The organism is Ralstonia soli, assembly GCF_023955655.1.
In the GTDB taxonomy this organism is placed as follows: Bacteria; Pseudomonadota; Gammaproteobacteria; order Burkholderiales; family Burkholderiaceae; genus Ralstonia; species Ralstonia soli.
Map to the genome: position 1 here is coordinate 551,195 of NZ_JAMXHT010000004.1, position 17,350 is coordinate 568,544.

The 17,350-nt window shown below is 61.6% G+C and carries 12 protein-coding genes; 5 read left to right on the forward strand and 7 right to left on the reverse strand.

Annotated elements, in window-relative coordinates; genetic code table 11:
- Positions 1 to 145: 145 nt before the first annotated feature.
- Positions 146 to 1,879 carry a ClcB-like voltage-gated chloride channel protein gene (locus tag NG900_RS12845; protein WP_252680756.1) on the reverse strand — a complete coding sequence of 578 codons (1,734 nt, stop codon included), beginning with the start codon at positions 1,877 to 1,879 and terminating at the stop codon, positions 146 to 148.
- A gap of 207 nt (positions 1,880 to 2,086) precedes the next feature.
- Here NG900_RS12845 and NG900_RS12850 point away from each other — a divergent pair, with 207 nt between their 5' ends.
- On the forward strand, positions 2,087 to 2,992 hold the full coding sequence (locus tag NG900_RS12850; RefSeq protein WP_252680758.1) for a LysR family transcriptional regulator: 906 nt from the start codon (positions 2,087 to 2,089) through the stop codon (positions 2,990 to 2,992).
- A gap of 48 nt (positions 2,993 to 3,040) precedes the next feature.
- Here the strand turns inward: NG900_RS12850 and NG900_RS12855 are convergent, their stop codons facing one another.
- On the reverse strand, positions 3,041 to 3,379 hold the full coding sequence (locus NG900_RS12855) for a GNAT family N-acetyltransferase (protein WP_252680760.1): 339 nt from the start codon (positions 3,377 to 3,379) through the stop codon (positions 3,041 to 3,043).
- 223 nt (positions 3,380 to 3,602) lie between these two features.
- Between NG900_RS12855 and pdxR the strand changes: the two genes are divergently transcribed.
- On the forward strand, positions 3,603 to 5,129 hold the full coding sequence (gene pdxR / locus NG900_RS12860; RefSeq protein ID WP_252680762.1) for a MocR-like pyridoxine biosynthesis transcription factor PdxR: 1,527 nt from the start codon (positions 3,603 to 3,605) through the stop codon (positions 5,127 to 5,129).
- Positions 5,130 to 5,282: 153 nt separating this feature from the next.
- On the opposite strand, the gene NG900_RS12865 is transcribed toward pdxR, so the two are convergent.
- The 3 genes from NG900_RS12865 to NG900_RS12875 are packed head-to-tail and all read right to left on the reverse strand — an operon-like array spanning position 5,283 to position 9,929.
- Positions 5,283 to 6,227 (reverse strand): dimethyl sulfoxide reductase anchor subunit family protein, encoded by a 945-nt coding sequence (locus tag NG900_RS12865; protein ID WP_252680764.1) that lies wholly within the window; start codon positions 6,225 to 6,227, stop codon positions 5,283 to 5,285.
- A gap of 30 nt (positions 6,228 to 6,257) precedes the next feature.
- Positions 6,258 to 6,992 carry a 4Fe-4S dicluster domain-containing protein gene (locus NG900_RS12870; RefSeq protein WP_252680766.1) on the reverse strand — a complete coding sequence of 245 codons (735 nt, stop codon included), beginning with the start codon at positions 6,990 to 6,992 and terminating at the stop codon, positions 6,258 to 6,260.
- A gap of 15 nt (positions 6,993 to 7,007) precedes the next feature.
- Positions 7,008 to 9,929, reverse strand: a complete 2,922-nt coding sequence (locus NG900_RS12875; RefSeq protein WP_252680768.1) for a molybdopterin oxidoreductase family protein — start codon at positions 9,927 to 9,929, stop codon at positions 7,008 to 7,010.
- A gap of 810 nt (positions 9,930 to 10,739) precedes the next feature.
- Here NG900_RS12875 and xsc point away from each other — a divergent pair.
- The 3 genes from xsc to NG900_RS12890 all read left to right on the forward strand — a co-directional run bounded on the left by xsc (position 10,740) and on the right by NG900_RS12890 (position 14,441).
- Positions 10,740 to 12,560 (forward strand): sulfoacetaldehyde acetyltransferase, encoded by a 1,821-nt coding sequence (xsc, locus tag NG900_RS12880; protein WP_252680770.1) that lies wholly within the window; start codon positions 10,740 to 10,742, stop codon positions 12,558 to 12,560.
- An 88-nt stretch (positions 12,561 to 12,648) separates the two neighbouring features.
- Positions 12,649 to 13,683, forward strand: a complete 1,035-nt coding sequence (pta, locus tag NG900_RS12885; protein ID WP_252680935.1) for a phosphate acetyltransferase — start codon at positions 12,649 to 12,651, stop codon at positions 13,681 to 13,683.
- Complete coding sequence (locus tag NG900_RS12890) at positions 13,680 to 14,441, forward strand: sulfite exporter TauE/SafE family protein (protein ID WP_252680772.1); 762 nt, start codon at positions 13,680 to 13,682, stop codon at positions 14,439 to 14,441. The genes pta and NG900_RS12890 overlap by 4 nt, the downstream gene beginning before the upstream one ends.
- A 9-nt stretch (positions 14,442 to 14,450) precedes the next feature.
- On the opposite strand, the gene NG900_RS12895 is transcribed toward NG900_RS12890, so the two are convergent.
- Complete coding sequence (locus NG900_RS12895; RefSeq protein WP_252680774.1) at positions 14,451 to 16,175, reverse strand: cobaltochelatase CobT-related protein; 1,725 nt, start codon at positions 16,173 to 16,175, stop codon at positions 14,451 to 14,453.
- Positions 16,172 to 17,161: an AAA family ATPase gene (locus NG900_RS12900; RefSeq protein ID WP_252680938.1), complete on the reverse strand. Its 990-nt coding sequence runs from the start codon at positions 17,159 to 17,161 to the stop codon at positions 16,172 to 16,174. Before NG900_RS12900 ends, NG900_RS12895 begins: the two co-directional genes overlap by 4 nt.
- Positions 17,162 to 17,350: the final 189 nt, after the last annotated feature.

Genomic DNA, 17,350 nt, shown 5'->3' on the forward strand with positions numbered 1-17,350 from the left:
TAAGGCCGGTGCCGACCGCGGTGCCGGCCTTGAATATCACGATGCCAAGACGGCCCCTGCAGAGGGATGCTTTCCCAAGCTTGCAGATAAACCCCACCGGGATGACCCGGTCACGGCACGGACCTCGTTAGCGACGACCGCCCTGTCACCCCTCTCCACTCATCCGCCGGTACGCATCAAGCAGCGATGATTTGTAGACAACGCCGGCGAGCATTGGCTCCGTCTCGCTCGAAATCACTGGCAGCCGTTCGCCCTGAAAACGCATGAACAGCTCGAGCGCCGTGCCAATCGGCATGTCGGGCGTCAGGAGTGGAAACGGCGTATGCGCATAGTCTGCGGCGGTCTTGTGCGCTGTATTGTTTTTCTCCAGCAAATCCGAGGTGATGTCCTTCAGCGCGACAGCACCGCGAAAGTGCCCGACGTCGTCAGTCACATACAGATACTTCACCGGGTATTCGAGAAACACGCGGGCCATGTCAGCGACGCTCGCCGTCAGTGGCACGACAGTGGCGGCCGGCTGAATCAACTCCCGCATCTGCGTCGCCTTGAGCCGCACGCGCGTCTGCGCGTCCTGATAGTGCCGCTGCGTGATCTCGTACATCGACATCCGGCCGGTCGCACGTGCAACAAAATAGGCGACCACACACGACGCGAGCAGAGGCAGCACGACCTGGTAGGACAGCGTCATCTCGAAGATCATCAGGACCGCCATGAGCGGCGCCTGGGTAGCGCCGGCGAGAAACGCGCCCATGCCGACGATTGCGTACGCGTACGACGCGGACGTCTGACCCGGCCACAGCGCATCCATCCCCAGCCCAAACAGCGCGCCAAATGCCGCGCCGACGAACAGCGTTGGGGTGAAGATCCCGCCGACTGCGCCGGAGCCGGCGGTCCCTGCTGTCGCGAGCACCTTGAACACCAGCAGCACCGCGAGCGCCTGCCAAGTCCACGGCGCATGCAGTATCTGGTTGACCACGCTGTAGCCGTTGCCCCAAACATCTGGCACCCAAACCGAGATCACGCCAACGATAAGCCCGCCCACCGCGAGTCGCATAGGCAGCGGCAACGGCAACCGGCCGAAATATCGCTTAGTCGCGTCGACGAGGCGCAGAAACTGCGGTGCGGCCGCCCCACACAGCAGACCGAGCACGACGAACAAAAGCACCTCGAGCCCAGTCACCGCAGGAAACACCGGCATCTCGTAAGGCGGCTTGTACCCGGCGAACTCGCGCATCGTGATGTTGGCGACCACCGACGCGACAACCATCGGCCCGAAGGTCTCCATCGCGATCGCGCCGAGCACGATTTCGGACACAAAAAACGCCCCTGCGATTGGTGCGTTGTATGCGGATGTAATCCCGGCTGCGGCGCCACACGCCACGAGCAAACGCATGCGCGGCGGATCGAAGTTCGCGAATCGGCCAACTTGCGACGCGGCTAGCGCGGCAAGCTGAACCATGGGCCCTTCGCGGCCTATTGAGCCGCCTGTTCCGATCGTGAGCAGGGATGACACGCTGCGCCATAGGCTCTGTCGCACCGGCACGTCGCCGCCTCCGAACGCGATCGCCTCCATGTAATCGCCCTTGCTGCCCTTCGAGGCACCGCGCGCAGCCAGCAGCAACGCAAAGCCGGCAAGCAGGCCACCCGCCGCGGGAAGCCAGAACCGTACGTACCACGGCAGGCTTTTTGCCATCGCGACGAAGCTGCCGCTTGTGCCGGTCAATGCGCGTTGAATCAGTTCGATGCCCTCGCGAAACGCGATCGTCGCAAATGCACCGCCAATGCCAACGATGGCCGCCCACACGAATATCGTATGGATCTCGGACAGTCGGAACAGCGTGGCGGCACGCGCACGCAGCTTCAGTAGGAACGAGAGCACGGGTCCGTTGGAGGTTGACGATGACGATCGGCGCGACGGCGCTGACAAAGAGCGCTTGCCCGGTTCAGTCCATCTAAGCAGACGCCCCGGGGGCGCGGCCGTCGAACGAGGTGATCAGTCAGATGCTGCCATCGTAGTTTCGATATATCGACATGAGAAATTGTTATTTCTACAGTAAATTATCAGAAAATCCGATATCTCCCTGTCATGACGCCCGACCAACTCATCACGTTCGCCGCGATTGCCGAACATCGCAACATCAGCCATGCTGCCCTTGCGATGCATTTGTCGCAGCCGGCGGTGTCGGGCCAATTACGCCAGTTACAGGAAGAGTTCGGCGAGCCGCTGTACCAGCGCGAAGGGCGAGGCATTCGCCTAACTCCCGCCGGCGAGCAGCTCGCCCAGTACGCGCAAGGGCTGCGTGAGACATTCATGCGTGCGCGGGACTATCGCGACGCCCTGCGTAGCGTCAATGCCGGCAAGCTGCGGATCGGGGCGAGCACCACACCTGCCAGCTATTTACTGCCATACCTGATCGCGGCGTTCCAGCAAGAGGCTCCGCGCGTCACGATCCAGACGATCAGTGGCAATACAGCCGAAGTGGTTGCAGCGCTGCCCTCGCTGGACATCGCCATGATCGAGGGCCCTCCGGGCAACACGCTGCCCCCCGATACCGCTGTACACACATGGCTCGAAGACCAGATTGTCGCCATCGTGCCAGCCGGACACCCTCTGAGTGCGCGTACCGGTGATGCCAGCGCACGCGAAGGTGTGACGCTGCCTGCGCTTGCGGCGTATCCCCTCGTCCTACGTGAAGCTGGCTCCGGCGTGCGCCAGCTCATCGAGCTGGCGTTCGCGCAGGCGGGCCTATCGATGCAGGTCGCACTAGAGGTGGCGGGCGTTGAAGCCGTCAAGGAAGCCGTGCGCGCCGGGATGGGCGTTGGTTTCGTGTCTGCGATGTCACTGCGCCATGACGATGCTGCGCTCGTTATGCAAACCTTCGCTCCTCTGCCGTTGACCCGCAATTTCTCGATCCTCGTGCCGCACAGCAACGCCCTATCGCGCGCCGCGGCGCGGTTCCTACAGATCAGTTTTGCGAAAACGGTGCCGTAACGCGACGCATCCCGTATCGCAAGCCAAGTCGCAAGCCAACGACCTTCCTCATCCGGCGGCGAGAACGCCCTCTAATACGAGGCACCGGCACAGCGTCGCCCACGCCGGTGAATCCGACAACGTTTTCGAGGCGATGAGAATAGGCTGACCGAGTTCGCGGCGCGCTGAGGAAAGCAACGTGTGGGCAATGCCGGCGCAACGATAGGCGGGATCCACGTACAGATGGGTCAGCTTGACGGCGGTATGACAATTCACCGAGTCATCCGAGTCGATGCGCAACTGACCCACCACTTCGTCGCCATGGTGGGCGACCGAACACATCCAACGGTCATCGGAGAGAATCCGGATCACGCGGCCGCACCGGTCTTTAAACACGAACATGTGCATGACCTTCCTCGCTGGGTCAACGCTATACATCGCTCTTCTTGATAGCTTCGATGCACGGCATACTTGAGTATCATCTGAGTATGATGCTGCGCACACGCCTTCCAGGCGCAACCTTTCTTGAGGTCCTGGCCCCTCGTCAACGCGCATCCTTGGCAAGGCCGTCCCGGGTCTATCTGCCTACCCAAATCAGTACTGCGATCTAGCATCCACTACAGGAGCAAGCATGCCGAGCCGTGTCCCAACAGCTTTGTGGGCCCAGCAATTTCAGCGTCCGTCGGCATGCAAAACGAGCTTGCAGGATCAAATCAGGCAAATGCTTGTCGCCGCGATTCTTGACGGGCAGCTCCCGTCCGATGCAGCGTTACCGTCCAGCCGTGAACTCGCCGACCAGCTCGGCGTCGCCCGCAACACCGTCGTGCTTGCGTATCAGTTACTCGTCGAGGAGGGCTACCTCATCTCGCGCGAGCGCAGTGGCCATTTCGTGAATCCCAAGATGCTCGAAGGACTGCGCGACTTCGCACCCGAGTCGCCCGTGGTAGCCACGAATGACGCAGGTCCCGCCACCCGACCCGTTTGGCGAGATCGGATCGCGCATCCGCCATCTGAGCAACGCAATATCGTCAAGCCTGCAAATTGGCAAAACTACGCGTTCCCATTCATCTACGGCCAGTTTGACCAATCCCTGTTTCCGGCCAACGACTGGCGAGAGTGCTGCATGAAAGCGCTGTCCGTCATGGAAATCCGTAACTGGGCGCCCGACTTGATCGAGCGTGATGACGAGTCGCTGATCCAGCAAATCCGCACGCGGGTGCTGCCGCGACGCGGCGTGTTCGCAATGCCCGACGAAATTGTCATCACGAACGGCTGTCAACAGGCTTTGTATCTCATCGCCGACTTGTTGTGCGATGCGGACACGACAGTCGGTTTCGAAAATCCGGGCTACCCCGACGCGCGCAACATCTTCGAGAACCGCAAGGCGCGGCTATTGCCGCTGGCGGTCGACAGCAACGGTATCTCGCCAGACGCGCAAGGCGATTCGTTTGCGCGATGCAATTATGTGTACGTCACGCCAAGCCATCAGTGCCCCACGACCGCGACGATGCCCATCGAACGCCGCCGCGCACTGCTCGATCGAGCAACACAGCATGATTTCGTGATCATCGAGGACGACTACGAGAGCGAAAACACGTTCTCTGGAACGCCTCACCCGGCACTGAAAAGCCTCGATAAGGCCGACCGCGTCATTTATGTTGGCAGCCTGTCAAAAACCTTCGCCCCCGGCCTGCGGCTCGGCTACGTGGTCGGCCCACGCGAGTTGATTCGCGAACTGCGTGCGCTCAGGCGACTGATGGTCAGGCATCCTGTTGCCTACATTCAGCGCGCGTTCGCAACCTTTCTCGCCCTCGGCCACCACGACGCACTGCTACGGCGGTTGGCGCATGCATACAGTGAACGGTCGCAGGCACTGATGGCCGCACTCGCCAACCATCTGCCGGAGGTACGCTACGTGCAAGTGACGGGTGGCGCGTCGTGCTGGGTTGAAGGGCCTCCGTGGCTCGACGCCGCACGCCTCGCAGCCGACGCCCAGGCAGCCAGCGTCCTCATCGAACCAGGCAATGTGTTCTTCATGAACGACGATGAGGGGCGGCGCTATTTCCGAATGGGCTTCTCCGCAATTCCACTCGACAAAATCGAACCTGGCGTACGCGCGCTCGCGCAATGCGTGCGTGCGCAACAACCGACCAGCTGACAAGACGCTCACGCCGATCGAGCATCTTGTCAGCATTGGTAACGCCGCGCTGTACGCTCCGCCGTCACATCCGATCGACAGCGCCGTGCGGCGCCAAGACGCGTCATCCACACTCGCAAAAACGCGCTGCCCACTGCGCAGTTCAACACCGCATCAAGAGGCCCGCTGGTAGTAGATGTTTTGCGGATGCCGCGCATCGGCGAAAAAGAACCAGCGCTCCGCGACAAGCCCTGCATACTGAATGACGAACGCCGCAGCGATTGCAACGGCCGCTGTCGACGTCTGCGCAATTGCGCCCGCGCCCGTTAACACGAACGGCACCGCAAACGCCGTAATCAGAAAGCCGAATTTGACCGTCTGCAGCGTGCGCTGACTCTGGCCGTGGAAGAACTCCCGCGTGTTGAACGCACTCGCGGTAAAACCTCGGGATTTTTGTTCGACTTTCGCGTTACGGATTCCTGTCGCACTCTGCACCGTTGACTTCGGTTTGAGCCGCGCATTTCGCATGAGCGACGCTATCCGCGTGGCACCACCGGCAATCGTCAGCGCACAGGCACTTGGTGCGAGCCATGCGACCAATTCTGGAGCGAGCCACGCCGCGCATGCGGTCGCCAGCGTGCAGCCAGATGCCCAACCGAGCAAGATGAAGTTGGCAATCGTGAGCGGGCTCGCCCACTCCTGCAGGAAGCGCAGGCACGCGTAGATCATCGCGGTGCACACAAACAGCGCAACGCTCACGAACGCACCAAGAATACCGATCGCGAGCGTGCCACCGAATCCGAACCAGTGCGCGATTCCGTACGCGAATGTGAGCGCAAGAAACACTGGCAGCACAATGCATTCGCGGGAAAGCCACGATGTGCGCCACATCGCAATCGCCCGCCAAGCACGCTCCGGATGCCCGAGGTGAAAGAACGACGCGAACAGGCCAAGCACGCCAAGCAGAACTGCGATTGCCGCGCCGACAACGTAGAACGTTGACGGTACCTGCGTGCCAGTCGCACGCGCAAGCGCTTCAATCAGAACGAGCGTCAGCAACTGCCCCTGCGCTACGCCGCATAGCGTGGTGAGAAAAACAACCGAGAAAGCGGGCCGCATGTGAACTCCATGTATTCCTGCAGGAAAGAATCAGCGTTTCGTTGCGAACGCGGCCAGTCCGACCGCACCGCGTTCGAACTGTGCTTCGAGGGAGACATCGGCCGACTCGCTACCGCATCCGCCAGCCTTCCCACAACCGCAGGCCGACTCGGTTTTTACGCGCGGCAGATAGTGATTCGAGGGTTTCGTATCCCACTCCGGCATCAACTGGTACCCTCCACGCTCGCGGATGGCTCGCGACACCTCGGACTCCGGATCATGAATATCGCCAAAAATCCGCGCGGACGTCGGGCACGCAAGCACGCAAGCTGGTTTTCGGTCTCGCTCCGGCAGCGATTCGTTGTTGATCCGATCCGAGCACAACGTGCATTTGGTCATCTCCTTCCGCTCTTCATCAAGCTCACGCGCGCCATACGGGCACGCCCAGGAGCAGTACTTGCAGCCGATGCATTTGTCGTAGTCGACAAGCACGATCCCGTCTGATTCGCGCTTGTAGCTCGCGCCGGTCGGACATACCGGCACGCACGGCGGATCCTCGCAATGCAGGCAGGACTTCGGGAAATGGATCGTATCGGTTAGCGGAAATACGCCCGCTTCATACGTCTGCACGCGGTTAAAGAACGTGCCGGACGGATCGTCGTCATACGGGCGGATATCCGCAAGGCTGCCCGCCTCACCAGACGTGTTCCACTCCTTGCAACTCGTCACGCATGCGTGGCAGCCGACACACACGTTCAGATCGATGACGAGGGCCATCTGGGTCATGGGAAGTCTCCTTGCTTACGAATCTTGTCGGCCTGCGCGACGCAGCCGTGCCTTGAAATCACCCTTGCCGGCGAAGTACGCCTGCACGCGCTGCACGACACTCGTCGACCCGGGCAGCGGATGCATCGGGGCGAATTGCGGGAGCGTTGTCGTTGCTTCCGCCTCAGCCGGATAGATCCGCACGCGCACGTCGTACCAGCCCGCCTGCCCTGTAATCGGGTCGGAGTTGGACAGTCGTTCGCCTTCGCGCGCATCGCTGGGAAGCTCGTCGGTGATCACGTGGTTCAGCAGAAAGCCCCGCTGCGACTCTCCGGCGTTCGGCCCGAGATTCCACGCGCCGGCCGCCTTGCCGATCGCGTTCCAGGTCCAGACGGTACCGGGCTCGACGGCCTCGCTGTAGCGGGCGCGACAACGCACCTTGCCCCACGGTGATTCAACGTAAATCCAACCGCCGTCCTCGATTCCCTGGGCGGACGCGGTCGCCGGATTCACGAACAAATGGTTCTCCCCGTGGATCTGCCGCAGCCACGCGTTCTGCGAATCCCAGGAGTGATACATGGCCATCGGACGCTGCGTGATCGCCGCCAACGGATAGTGATCGAGGTCGGTCACGTCGTGCTCGAGTGGCGGATACCAGAAGGGCAGCGGATCGAAGTGGCGCGCGACGCGTGCACGCAAATGGTCGGGCGGCTGCCGCCCTGTCGTCTTTCCCTGCGCGGCGAGGCGGAATGTTTGCATCACCTCGGAATAGAGCTGGATCACGATCGGCACACCAAACTTGCGCATGCCGTTCTCGACCGCCCACTCCATGTACGGACCATTGCAATTGCGCATGTATTGCAGCGACTCCGGCAACCGGTAGTGATACACGCAGTTATTCGCCGCGTACTGCTTCCACTGATCTGGATTCGGCTCACCGATCACGGCCTTCGTGCCATCTTTGCCCCGCCAGCCAATCAGAAAACCCGTACCCGAATCGGGGGCGGTCTGGAAGTTGACGACGAAGTCGGGATAGTCGCGATATTTGCGATGACCTTCCGGCGTCGTAAAGGCGGGAAATTTCAGGCGGCTAGCGAGTTCAATCAGCACTTCCTGGAAAGGCTTGCACTGCCCCGTCGGTGGCACGACCGGTACGCGCACCGAATCAACCGGACCGTCAAACTCGGAAATGGGACGATCGAGCACCGACATCACGTCATGGCGCTCAAGATAGGTCGTGTCGGGCAGGATCAAATCGGCGAACGCCGTCATCTCCGATTCAAATGCATCGCAAACGACAAGAAACGGGATCTTGTACTCGCCATCATCGCGCTTGTCGGCCAGCATCCTGCGAACCTCCGTCGTGTTCATCGACGAGTTCCACGCCATGTTGGCCATGAAGATGAGGAGCGTGTCGATCGGATAGGGATCGCCGCGCCATGCGTTCGTGATGACGGAATGCATCAGCCCGTGCACTGCAAGCGGATATTCCCAGGAAAACGCCTTGTCGATACGCGCGGGCGTTCCATCTTCGTGTACGAACAGGTCGCCGGGCCCGGCAGGCCAGCCCAGCGGACCGGTGGACAGCGGTGTGTTCGGCTGGATCATCGCTGGGTCGTTGGGCGGTTTTGCCGACGGTGGCACCGCACGGGGGTATGGCGCCTTATGGCGGAAGCCCCCCGGCCGATCGATGGTGCCGAGCAGCGACATCAACACTGCCAGCGCACGTATCGTTTGAAAACCGTTCGAATGCGCAGCAAGGCCACGCATGGCATGGAAAGCGATCGGTGCACCTTCGACCGACTCGTGCGTTTTGCCCCAAGAGTCGGTCCATTGAACCGGCAACACAATCCGCTGCTCCCGCGCCACGGTCGCCATCTCGCGCGCGATGCGCCGGATCGTGTCGGCTGCAATGCCGGTGATCCCCGCGGCCCATTCCGGTGTGCAATCTGCCACCTGCTCGCGCAGTAGCGTGAACGACGGCGCGACGGGCGTGCCGTCGTCGAGCGTATAACGGCCCTCAAGCGCAGGCTCTGCACCCTCCGTATGATGGAGCACCGCCCGATTCGTGCGCTTGTCCCACCACAGATGATTCTGTGGGTACAACGCATTGACTTCGGGAGCATCGGGATCGCGCACGAACAGGCCGAACGTATCGCGCGCCTCGCGGAGGTCGATGAGTTCTCCGGCGTTCGTAAAACGCTCGACGAACGCATGATCGTATGCATTCTGCTCAATCAACTCGCGCATCAGCGCCATGAACAGCGCGCCATCCGTTCCGGGGCGAATCGGAATCCACTCATCGGCGATCGCCGCGTAGCCAGTGCGGACCGGATTGATCGCAATAAAGCGCCCGCCTGCCCGCTTGAACTTCGACAAGGCGATCTTCAGCGGATTCGAATGATGGTCTTCCGCTGTACCGATCATGAAGAACAACTTCGCGTTGTCGAGATCCGGGCCGCCAAACTCCCAGAACGATCCACCGATCGTGTAGATCATCCCGGCCGCCATGTTGGACGAGCAGAAGCCGCCGTGCGCTGCGTAGTTTGGCGTACCGAATTGCTTCGCGAACAGGCCGGTCAATGCCTGCATCTGGTCTCGGCCAGTAAACAGCGCGAACTTCTTCGGATCGGTTGCGCGCAGATGCGCAAGACGTTGTTCCAGCATCGTGAAAGCGACATCCCACGACACCGGTTCGAACTGCCCTTCGCCACGCTCGGCGCCTTGCTTGCGCAGCAACGGCTGCGTGAGCCGTGCGGGCGAATACTGCTTCATGATTCCAGAGGAACCCTTCGCGCAGATCACGCCCTGGTTCAGCGGATGCTCGGGGTTGCCGTCGATGTAGCGCACTTCGCCATCGCGCAGGTGTACCCGAATCCCACAACGGCAGGCGCACATATAGCATGTCGTCGTCTTGACCTCGAGCTTCTCGTTCTGCGTGCGCGCTTGGTGGTCCATCGTCCTTCCTCGTTGGCTAATGCCGGCGCCACAACCTCAGCGAGGAAGGCGTCAGTCATCGGTGCCTCTATGCTAAGAGAGACCGGCGCCGATAAAAAATCGCTTCCTATGACGAAAACTATCAGCCGGCCCAATAGTTCGACGCGGTGGATATGCCATGTCCTCATGCTCGCATCGACGCGATGATCAGTCGCGGGAAAGTGTAGGAAGGCGTGTTTCACGCAGGTAGAACCACAGGTCCATATTCGTTGGAACCAGTGTGGCTCGCTGGATTCCTCAGTTGCTGGCGACATTGCCTGACAGGCGCGCCGCACTGGGTCGCTTCGAAAAAGAGCTGATCCAGGGACTCGCGGCCGCCTTGCTGGCTGCCCTCAGAGCGACAGCGTCATACAGGCGCAATGCCGCGAAAATGTGCTCCGAACAATACCCGGAAAGCCATTGCCGTGACCTGCTCGATTGCCGAGACGGCGGGGTCCAACCCCAAGCCGATTGCCGTGGCAGAAGCCACCCCGCCCCATTTGGCAAGTCCAAGCCGCACGCGCCCCGACTGGCCCTAGCAAAACGTCGGAACTGGCGCTACTCGCCAAGACGCGCATCCACTAACGTGTCGATACGCGCTGCGGCATCACACGATTGTGCGATGCAGCTTCATCCGCAAATTCACCCGCATCGTCCTCGCCGGCTCACTGCTTTTGAAACAGCCTGCTTCATTTCATATGGACCGCAGACCAATGGAATAGATAGACCACGACTACCAGTGAATTCAATCTTGGAGCGAACAGTTCCGTTAAATGAAACAGGAGACACCCGATGAGCGACCAATCCACCACCAAAACGACCAGCGCGACAAGCGGCCCCCAGGACATGACGCCGTCCGAAGCCTTCGTTGAGACCCTTGCAGCCAACGGCGTGACCGAGATGTTCGGCATCATGGGTTCCGCCTTCATGGACGCGATGGACATCTTTGCGCCCGCCGGCATTCGCCTGATTCCCGTTGTGCACGAACAAGGCGCAGGCCACATGGCGGACGGCTATGCACGCGTATCCGGCCGACATGGCGTCGTGATCGGCCAGAACGGCCCCGGCATCAGCAATTGTGTGACAGCGATCGCGGCCGCGTACTGGGCACACAGCCCCGTGGTGATCGTGACCCCGGAAGCCGGGACGATGGGCATTGGTCTCGGGGGTTTCCAGGAAGCCAAGCAGTTGCCGATGTTCCAGGAGTTCACGAAGTATCAAGGTCATGTTACCCACCCGGCGCGCATGGCCGAGTTCACCGCACGCTGCTTCGATCGTGCGCAGGCCGAGATGGGGCCGACTCAACTCAATATTCCGCGAGACTATTTCTACGGCAAGATCAAGGCCGAGATTCCGCAACCGCGCAAACTCGATCGCGGCCCCGGCGGCGACCAGAGCCTCAATGAAGCGGCCGAGCTCATTGCACAGGCGAAGTTCCCGGTGATCATCTCGGGCGGCGGCGTTGTGATGGCCGACGCGATTGAGGAATGCAAAGCGCTCGCAGAACGACTCGGCGCACCGGTCGTCAACAGTTACCTGCATAACGACTCGTTTCCGGCGAATCATCCACTGTGGTGCGGCCCGCTCGGTTACCAGGGTTCGAAGGCCGCGATGAAACTGCTGTCGCGCGCGGACGTCGTGATCGCGCTTGGCTCACGCCTTGGGCCGTTCGGCACGCTGCCGCAGCACGGAATGGACTACTGGCCGAAAGACGCAAAGATCATCCAGATCGACGCTGATCACAAGATGCTCGGCCTGGTGAAGAAGATCTCGGTGGGGATCTGCGGCGATGCGAAAGCTGCTGCGGTCGCGCTCACGCAGCGCCTGGCCGACCGCAAGCTCGCATGCGACGCGACGCTCGCCGAGCGCGCCGACCAGATCGCGACGGAGAAAGCCGCATGGGAGAAGGAGTTGGACGAGTGGACGCATGAGCGTGACCCGTACAGCCTCGACATGATTGAAGAGCAGTCGCACGAGCGCACCTTCAACGGTGGCAGCTATCTGCACCCGCGCCAGGTTCTGCGTGAACTCGAGAAAGCCATGCCCGAGGACGTGATGGTGTCGACCGACATCGGCAACATCAACTCCGTCGCGAATAGCTACCTGCGCTTCAACAAGCCGCGCAGCTTCTTCGCCGCAATGAGCTGGGGCAACTGCGGCTACGCGTTCCCCACGATTATCGGTGCGAAAGTCGCTGCGCCACATCGCCCGGCAATCTCGTACGCCGGCGATGGCGCTTGGGGCATGAGCCTGATGGAGACCATGACCTGCGTGCGCCACAACATTCCGGTCACCGCCGTCGTGTTCCACAACCGTCAGTGGGGTGCAGAGAAGAAGAACCAGGTCGACTTCTACAACCGCCGCTTCGTCGCTGGCGAACTCGACAACCAGAGCTTCGCGGAGATCGCCCGGGCGATGGGCGCGGAAGGCATCGTGGTTGACCGCCTGGAGGATGTGGGCCCCGCGCTGAAGAAAGCGATCGATCTGCAGATGAATCACGGCAAGACAACGATCATCGAGATCATGTGTACGCGCGAGCTTGGCGATCCATTCCGCCGCGATGCGCTGTCCAAGCCGGTCCGCTTGCTGGATAAGTACAAGGACTACGTGTAACGCCAGCGTTGCTGCCTCTTCAGCCGCCGGCCGGATGCGACGCCCTACGCAGGCCATCGCATCCGGCCGGTTCACCTTCGAGCTTCCCATGAAAGCACTCGACCGCATTCTCGAACGCGCACGCCATCAGCCGATGCGCGTTGTGCTGTGCGAAGGCGATGACCCACGCGTGTTGCTCGCGGCTGCGCGTGCGACACGCGACGGCATCGCGAAAATCATCCTCGTCGGCGATCAGAAATCCATTGAATTGGCGGCTGCCCGCGAGGGCGTCGATCTCACTGGCATCGAACTCGTCGATCCCGCCACGTCGCCAGCGAGCGCAGCGTACGCTGACACACTGCATGCCCTGCGGGCGAACAAGGGTATGACGGCCGACGCGGCTCGCGAAGCCGTGCGCGACCCACTTAGTTACGCGAACCTGATGGTCAGGCTCGGTGATGCGGATGGCTCGGTCGCGGGTGCAGTCCATGCGACAGCGGACGTCGTGCGAACCGCGATCCAGTTGATCGGCATCGACCCGGCGTTCCGACTCGTGTCGAGTTTCTTCCTGATGATGCTTTGTCAGCCATTCCACACAGTCAAAGGCGGATTGATTTTCTCCGATTGCGCGCTGGTCATTGATCCGAACGCAGAACAGCTCTCTGAGATCGCAATGGCGGCCGCTGACAGTGCGCTCGCTCTGCTCGGGGAAGAACCGCGTGTCGCGATGTTGTCGTTCTCGACGAGCGGTAGTGCCCACCATGCGGCGGTCGACAAGGTCACCGAAGCCACGCGGCGCGTACGCTCGCTGCGGCCGGCGCTAGCGATTGACGGCGACGTGCAGTTCGATGCAGCGATCGTCGCAGAGATCGCACAGCGCAAGATCGAGCACTCGCAGGTTGGTGGACACGCAAATGTCCTGGTGTTCCCGAGCCTCGAAGCCGGCAATATCGGCTACAAGTTGGCGGAGCGCATCGGCCAGGCAAAGGCGATTGGGCCGCTGCTGCAGGGACTGCTCAAACCTGCAAATGACCTGTCTCGCGGCTGCAGCGCCGACGACATCTACCACGTGATCGCCGTAACGACAGTCCAGGCACAAGCGGCCGCACAGCGCACCGCCACGGCTGAGATCACACGCGCATGACGTCCGACAAACTTGTGCTCCTGATCGCAGTCATTGGTGCAGGCAGCTACTTCCAGACCATTACGGGCTTCGGCCTGGGCATGATCGTCATGGGCGCGACCAGCGGGCTCGGACTTGCGCCAGTAGCGACGGCGGCATCATTGATGAGCATTGTTTCGCTCGTCAACAGCGCGGGAGCGCTGCCCGGCAAGCTGCATCACATCGACTGGCGCGCAGTCGGCGCAGCAACGCTCGGCATACTGCCTTCGGTCATCTTGGGTGTGCTGATCCTTGACTACTTGAGCACCTCCGCCACCGGCATGCTGCAGCTATTACTCGGCGCGGTCATCCTGTACGGCGGCCTGAGCACCGCACTGCGCCCCGCGCCCCTCCAAACGCGCTCCGACAATCGCAGCTTCTTCGTAAGCGGCGTGCTTGGCGGGCTCCTGAGTGGCCTGTTCGGCGTATCGGGGCCGCCACTGATCTTCCAGTTCTATCGGCAACCACTCACGCTGATCGAAATCCGCTGTGCGCTGATCCTGATCTTCACGGTGACAGCCGCAACGCGCGTCCTGTTCAGTGCTTACGAAGGCCAACTCGGCCGCGAGATTTGGGTGCTCTCCGCCATCGCAGCGCCCGTCGTCATGATGACGACATTTGCCGCGCGCCGTTATCCGCCACCGCTGTCTGCAATCGCGACGCGCCGCCTCGCCTTTGGTGTGCTTGTGGTCATTGGCGGATATTTGATTCTGTACGCGATCAAGGAGCTCTTTCTGTAATTCGTGTGTTCACGACGACCTGCGACCCCCTATCCACTGCGCCAGGCCCACGAGCTGCGGCATGTCTAGCGGCTCGGAAAGATCGAGCGCTTTGCAGTGCCGGTAATACGGGCTCAGGTCAAGGCCAACGCCAAGCCCCATCACGGCAACGTCTCGTAGCGTATCGTGCCGCGCCACCACATCTTTCAGATGGTTGTCGAGATAGAACGCGTCGTTGGCCTGCGCAGTCGACGTGTCCATCGGACTGCCATCCGAGATCACGACGAGAATCCGTCGCGCTTCGGGCCTTGCGGTAAGGCGTCTGCACGCCCACTCAACGGCCTCGCCGTCCACCCCCTCACGAAACAGATCCGCCTTCAGGAGCGCGGCAATATCCTCACGCTTACGCCGCCACCGATCGTCGGCACCCTTGAACACCATGTGGCACGTCTCGTTCAGGCGCCCAGGATGGCGCGGTCGGCCATGCGCGAGCCAATCCTGCCGGGCGCGCCCGCCATTCCACGCGCTGGTCGTGAAGCCGAGCACTTCGGTCGCGATGCCGGCCAACTCCCCTGCACGTGCCAGGATGTCGACAAGCATCGCGACGGGCTCGATGTGCGCCTTCATCGAGCCCGAACAGTCGATCAGGAAACTGACGACGCAATCACCACGAGGCCGCAGCCGCTCGCGCGTAAAAACGCGCCGCTCGGCGGGCGAGCTGACAACCTGGGCGAGGCGCCGCCCATCGATTCGCCCGTCCTCTTCACCAAACGACCAGCCGTCAGACTGCGGGACCGCGAGCGCCGCCTGGAACACGCGTGCAAGCCTCGGGACGTTGATGCCGAGTGCAGCGATTCGCTCATCGAGCCGCTCACGGTATTCGCGCAACAGCGCCTCACGCACGCGCGTGGCCGGTCGAATCTCGCTATCGAATTGCGTAGTGTAAATACGGTATCCGTCCTCGGCCTCACCCAACAAGCGACTCTCGCCGCTCAGTGCGAGCGCTGGCAGATCTTCGTCAGGCTCGTCGAAGTCGACCCACAGCGAGAAAGACGTCAGTGCGTCGTCGGGGTTGCGCGGGTCGTCGTTGGTCATTGAAGTCGCAGCGCGGGCGTCGTTGAGCATTGCCGCCACACGCCGCGCCAACGCTCGCGCATCGTGCGCGTAGGCGCGCTGATCCAGCCGGTGCTTGCGCAACCCTGCGAGCTGCACGCCGATCGTCGGCACGATGCCGGCACGCGTGGCCTCGATCAGATCCTGAGTTTCCTCCAGTACTGGCCAGCCAGTCACACGTGACCACACGACTTGCGCAACGGTATAGATGAGAATGCCAAGATGGTCGTCGGCAAGTCCGGCGCTGCAGTACGCCCGCGACCATGCTTCGAACCGATGCCGCAGGTTGTGCGCGAGGCCACGCATCGCGGGCAGAACATGCGCCTCACAGCGGACCTGTTCGAACAGCTCAAACAGCAAACGTTCGATGGGCGCGTCGGGACACATCTGCCGATGGAGCACTGCGTCCGAATACATCAGACGCACCGCCGCGCCGTCGGCCGCACCGCGCAACGATTCAAAATCATCCTCGTAAGGGTTGCAACGCAGATGCGGCGCGTGCAGCGGCAGCGGTCGCAACTTCCGACACAGGCGGCCGCCGCGATAGTGCAACGCTGCGTCGCCGGTTAGAGCGCGCACGGCTGCCGCGCACAGCGCCTCTCGGCGGGCACCCATGCGCTGAGCCTCACGCGATGGAATCATCGGCTCGGCCCCGAACTGCCAGTACCCGCGTCGACGCCAGGCGTCGATCCGACAAGCTCGACACCGAAGCAGCGCTGGTAATACTCGGCGACGATCGGCCATTCAGCCTCGTCGCACTTGTTCAGGAAAGTCAACCGGAACGCAAGGCCCGGATCACGAAATATCTGGCAGTTCTCCGCCCAGTTGATCAATGTGCGCGGTGACATCAGGGTAGACAAATCGCCCGCCGCAAAGCCTTTGCGCGTGAGCGCAGCCATGCTGACCATCGACTCGACGAGCTCTCGGCCCGCTTCGTCGCCCATCTCCGGAACGCGGGCCACCACGATTTCAACTTCCTCATCACGTGGCAAGTAGCTGAGCGTCGCCACGACGTTCCAGCGGTCCATCTGGGCGTGGTTGAGCATTTGCGTGCCGTGATAGAGACCACTGAGATTGCCGAGGCCAATCGTATTGGTCGTCGCGAACAGCCTGAAGCACGGATGCGGGCGGATCACGCGGTTCTGATCGAGCAGCGTAAAACTACCGTCACGCTCCAGAATGCGCTGGATGACAAACATCACGTCAGGGCGGCCCGCATCGTATTCGTCGAAGATCAATGCGACCGGGCGCTGGAGCGACCACGGCACGATACCTTCCTGGAACTCCGTGACTTGCACATCGTCCCGTACGACGATGGCGTCCTTCCCCACCAGATCGAGCCTGGTGATATGGCCATCAAGGTTCACGCGCACGCAGGGCCAGTTCAGCCGTGCCGCCACCTGTTCAATGTGGGTCGACTTGCCGGTGCCGTGAAGCCCCTGAACCATCACGCGCCGGTTGCGCGTGAAGCCGGACAAAATCGCGAGCGTCACCTCGGGGTTAAAGCGGTAGGCTGGATCGACTTCCGGCACGTGGTCCTCGGGTTCGCTGAACGCAGGCACCCTCAGGTCTGAGTCGATACCGAAGTGCTCCCGCACCGACACCAAACGGTCAGGGGTCTCCTTCATGAAGTTCGTCGTCACAGCGTTCTCCTTGAGGCCATTTTCCGTTGGGGGCCCAGCCTGATGAAAATGCAGGCATAGTCCGATGCGCTGAAGAGCCAACGGACCCCACTTGACGCGAACCGCCAGCGCATTGACCTCTGCTCTCTGCCTGTGCAGCCACGCAAGTTGCGGGACTCATGGGCCGTCTAAACG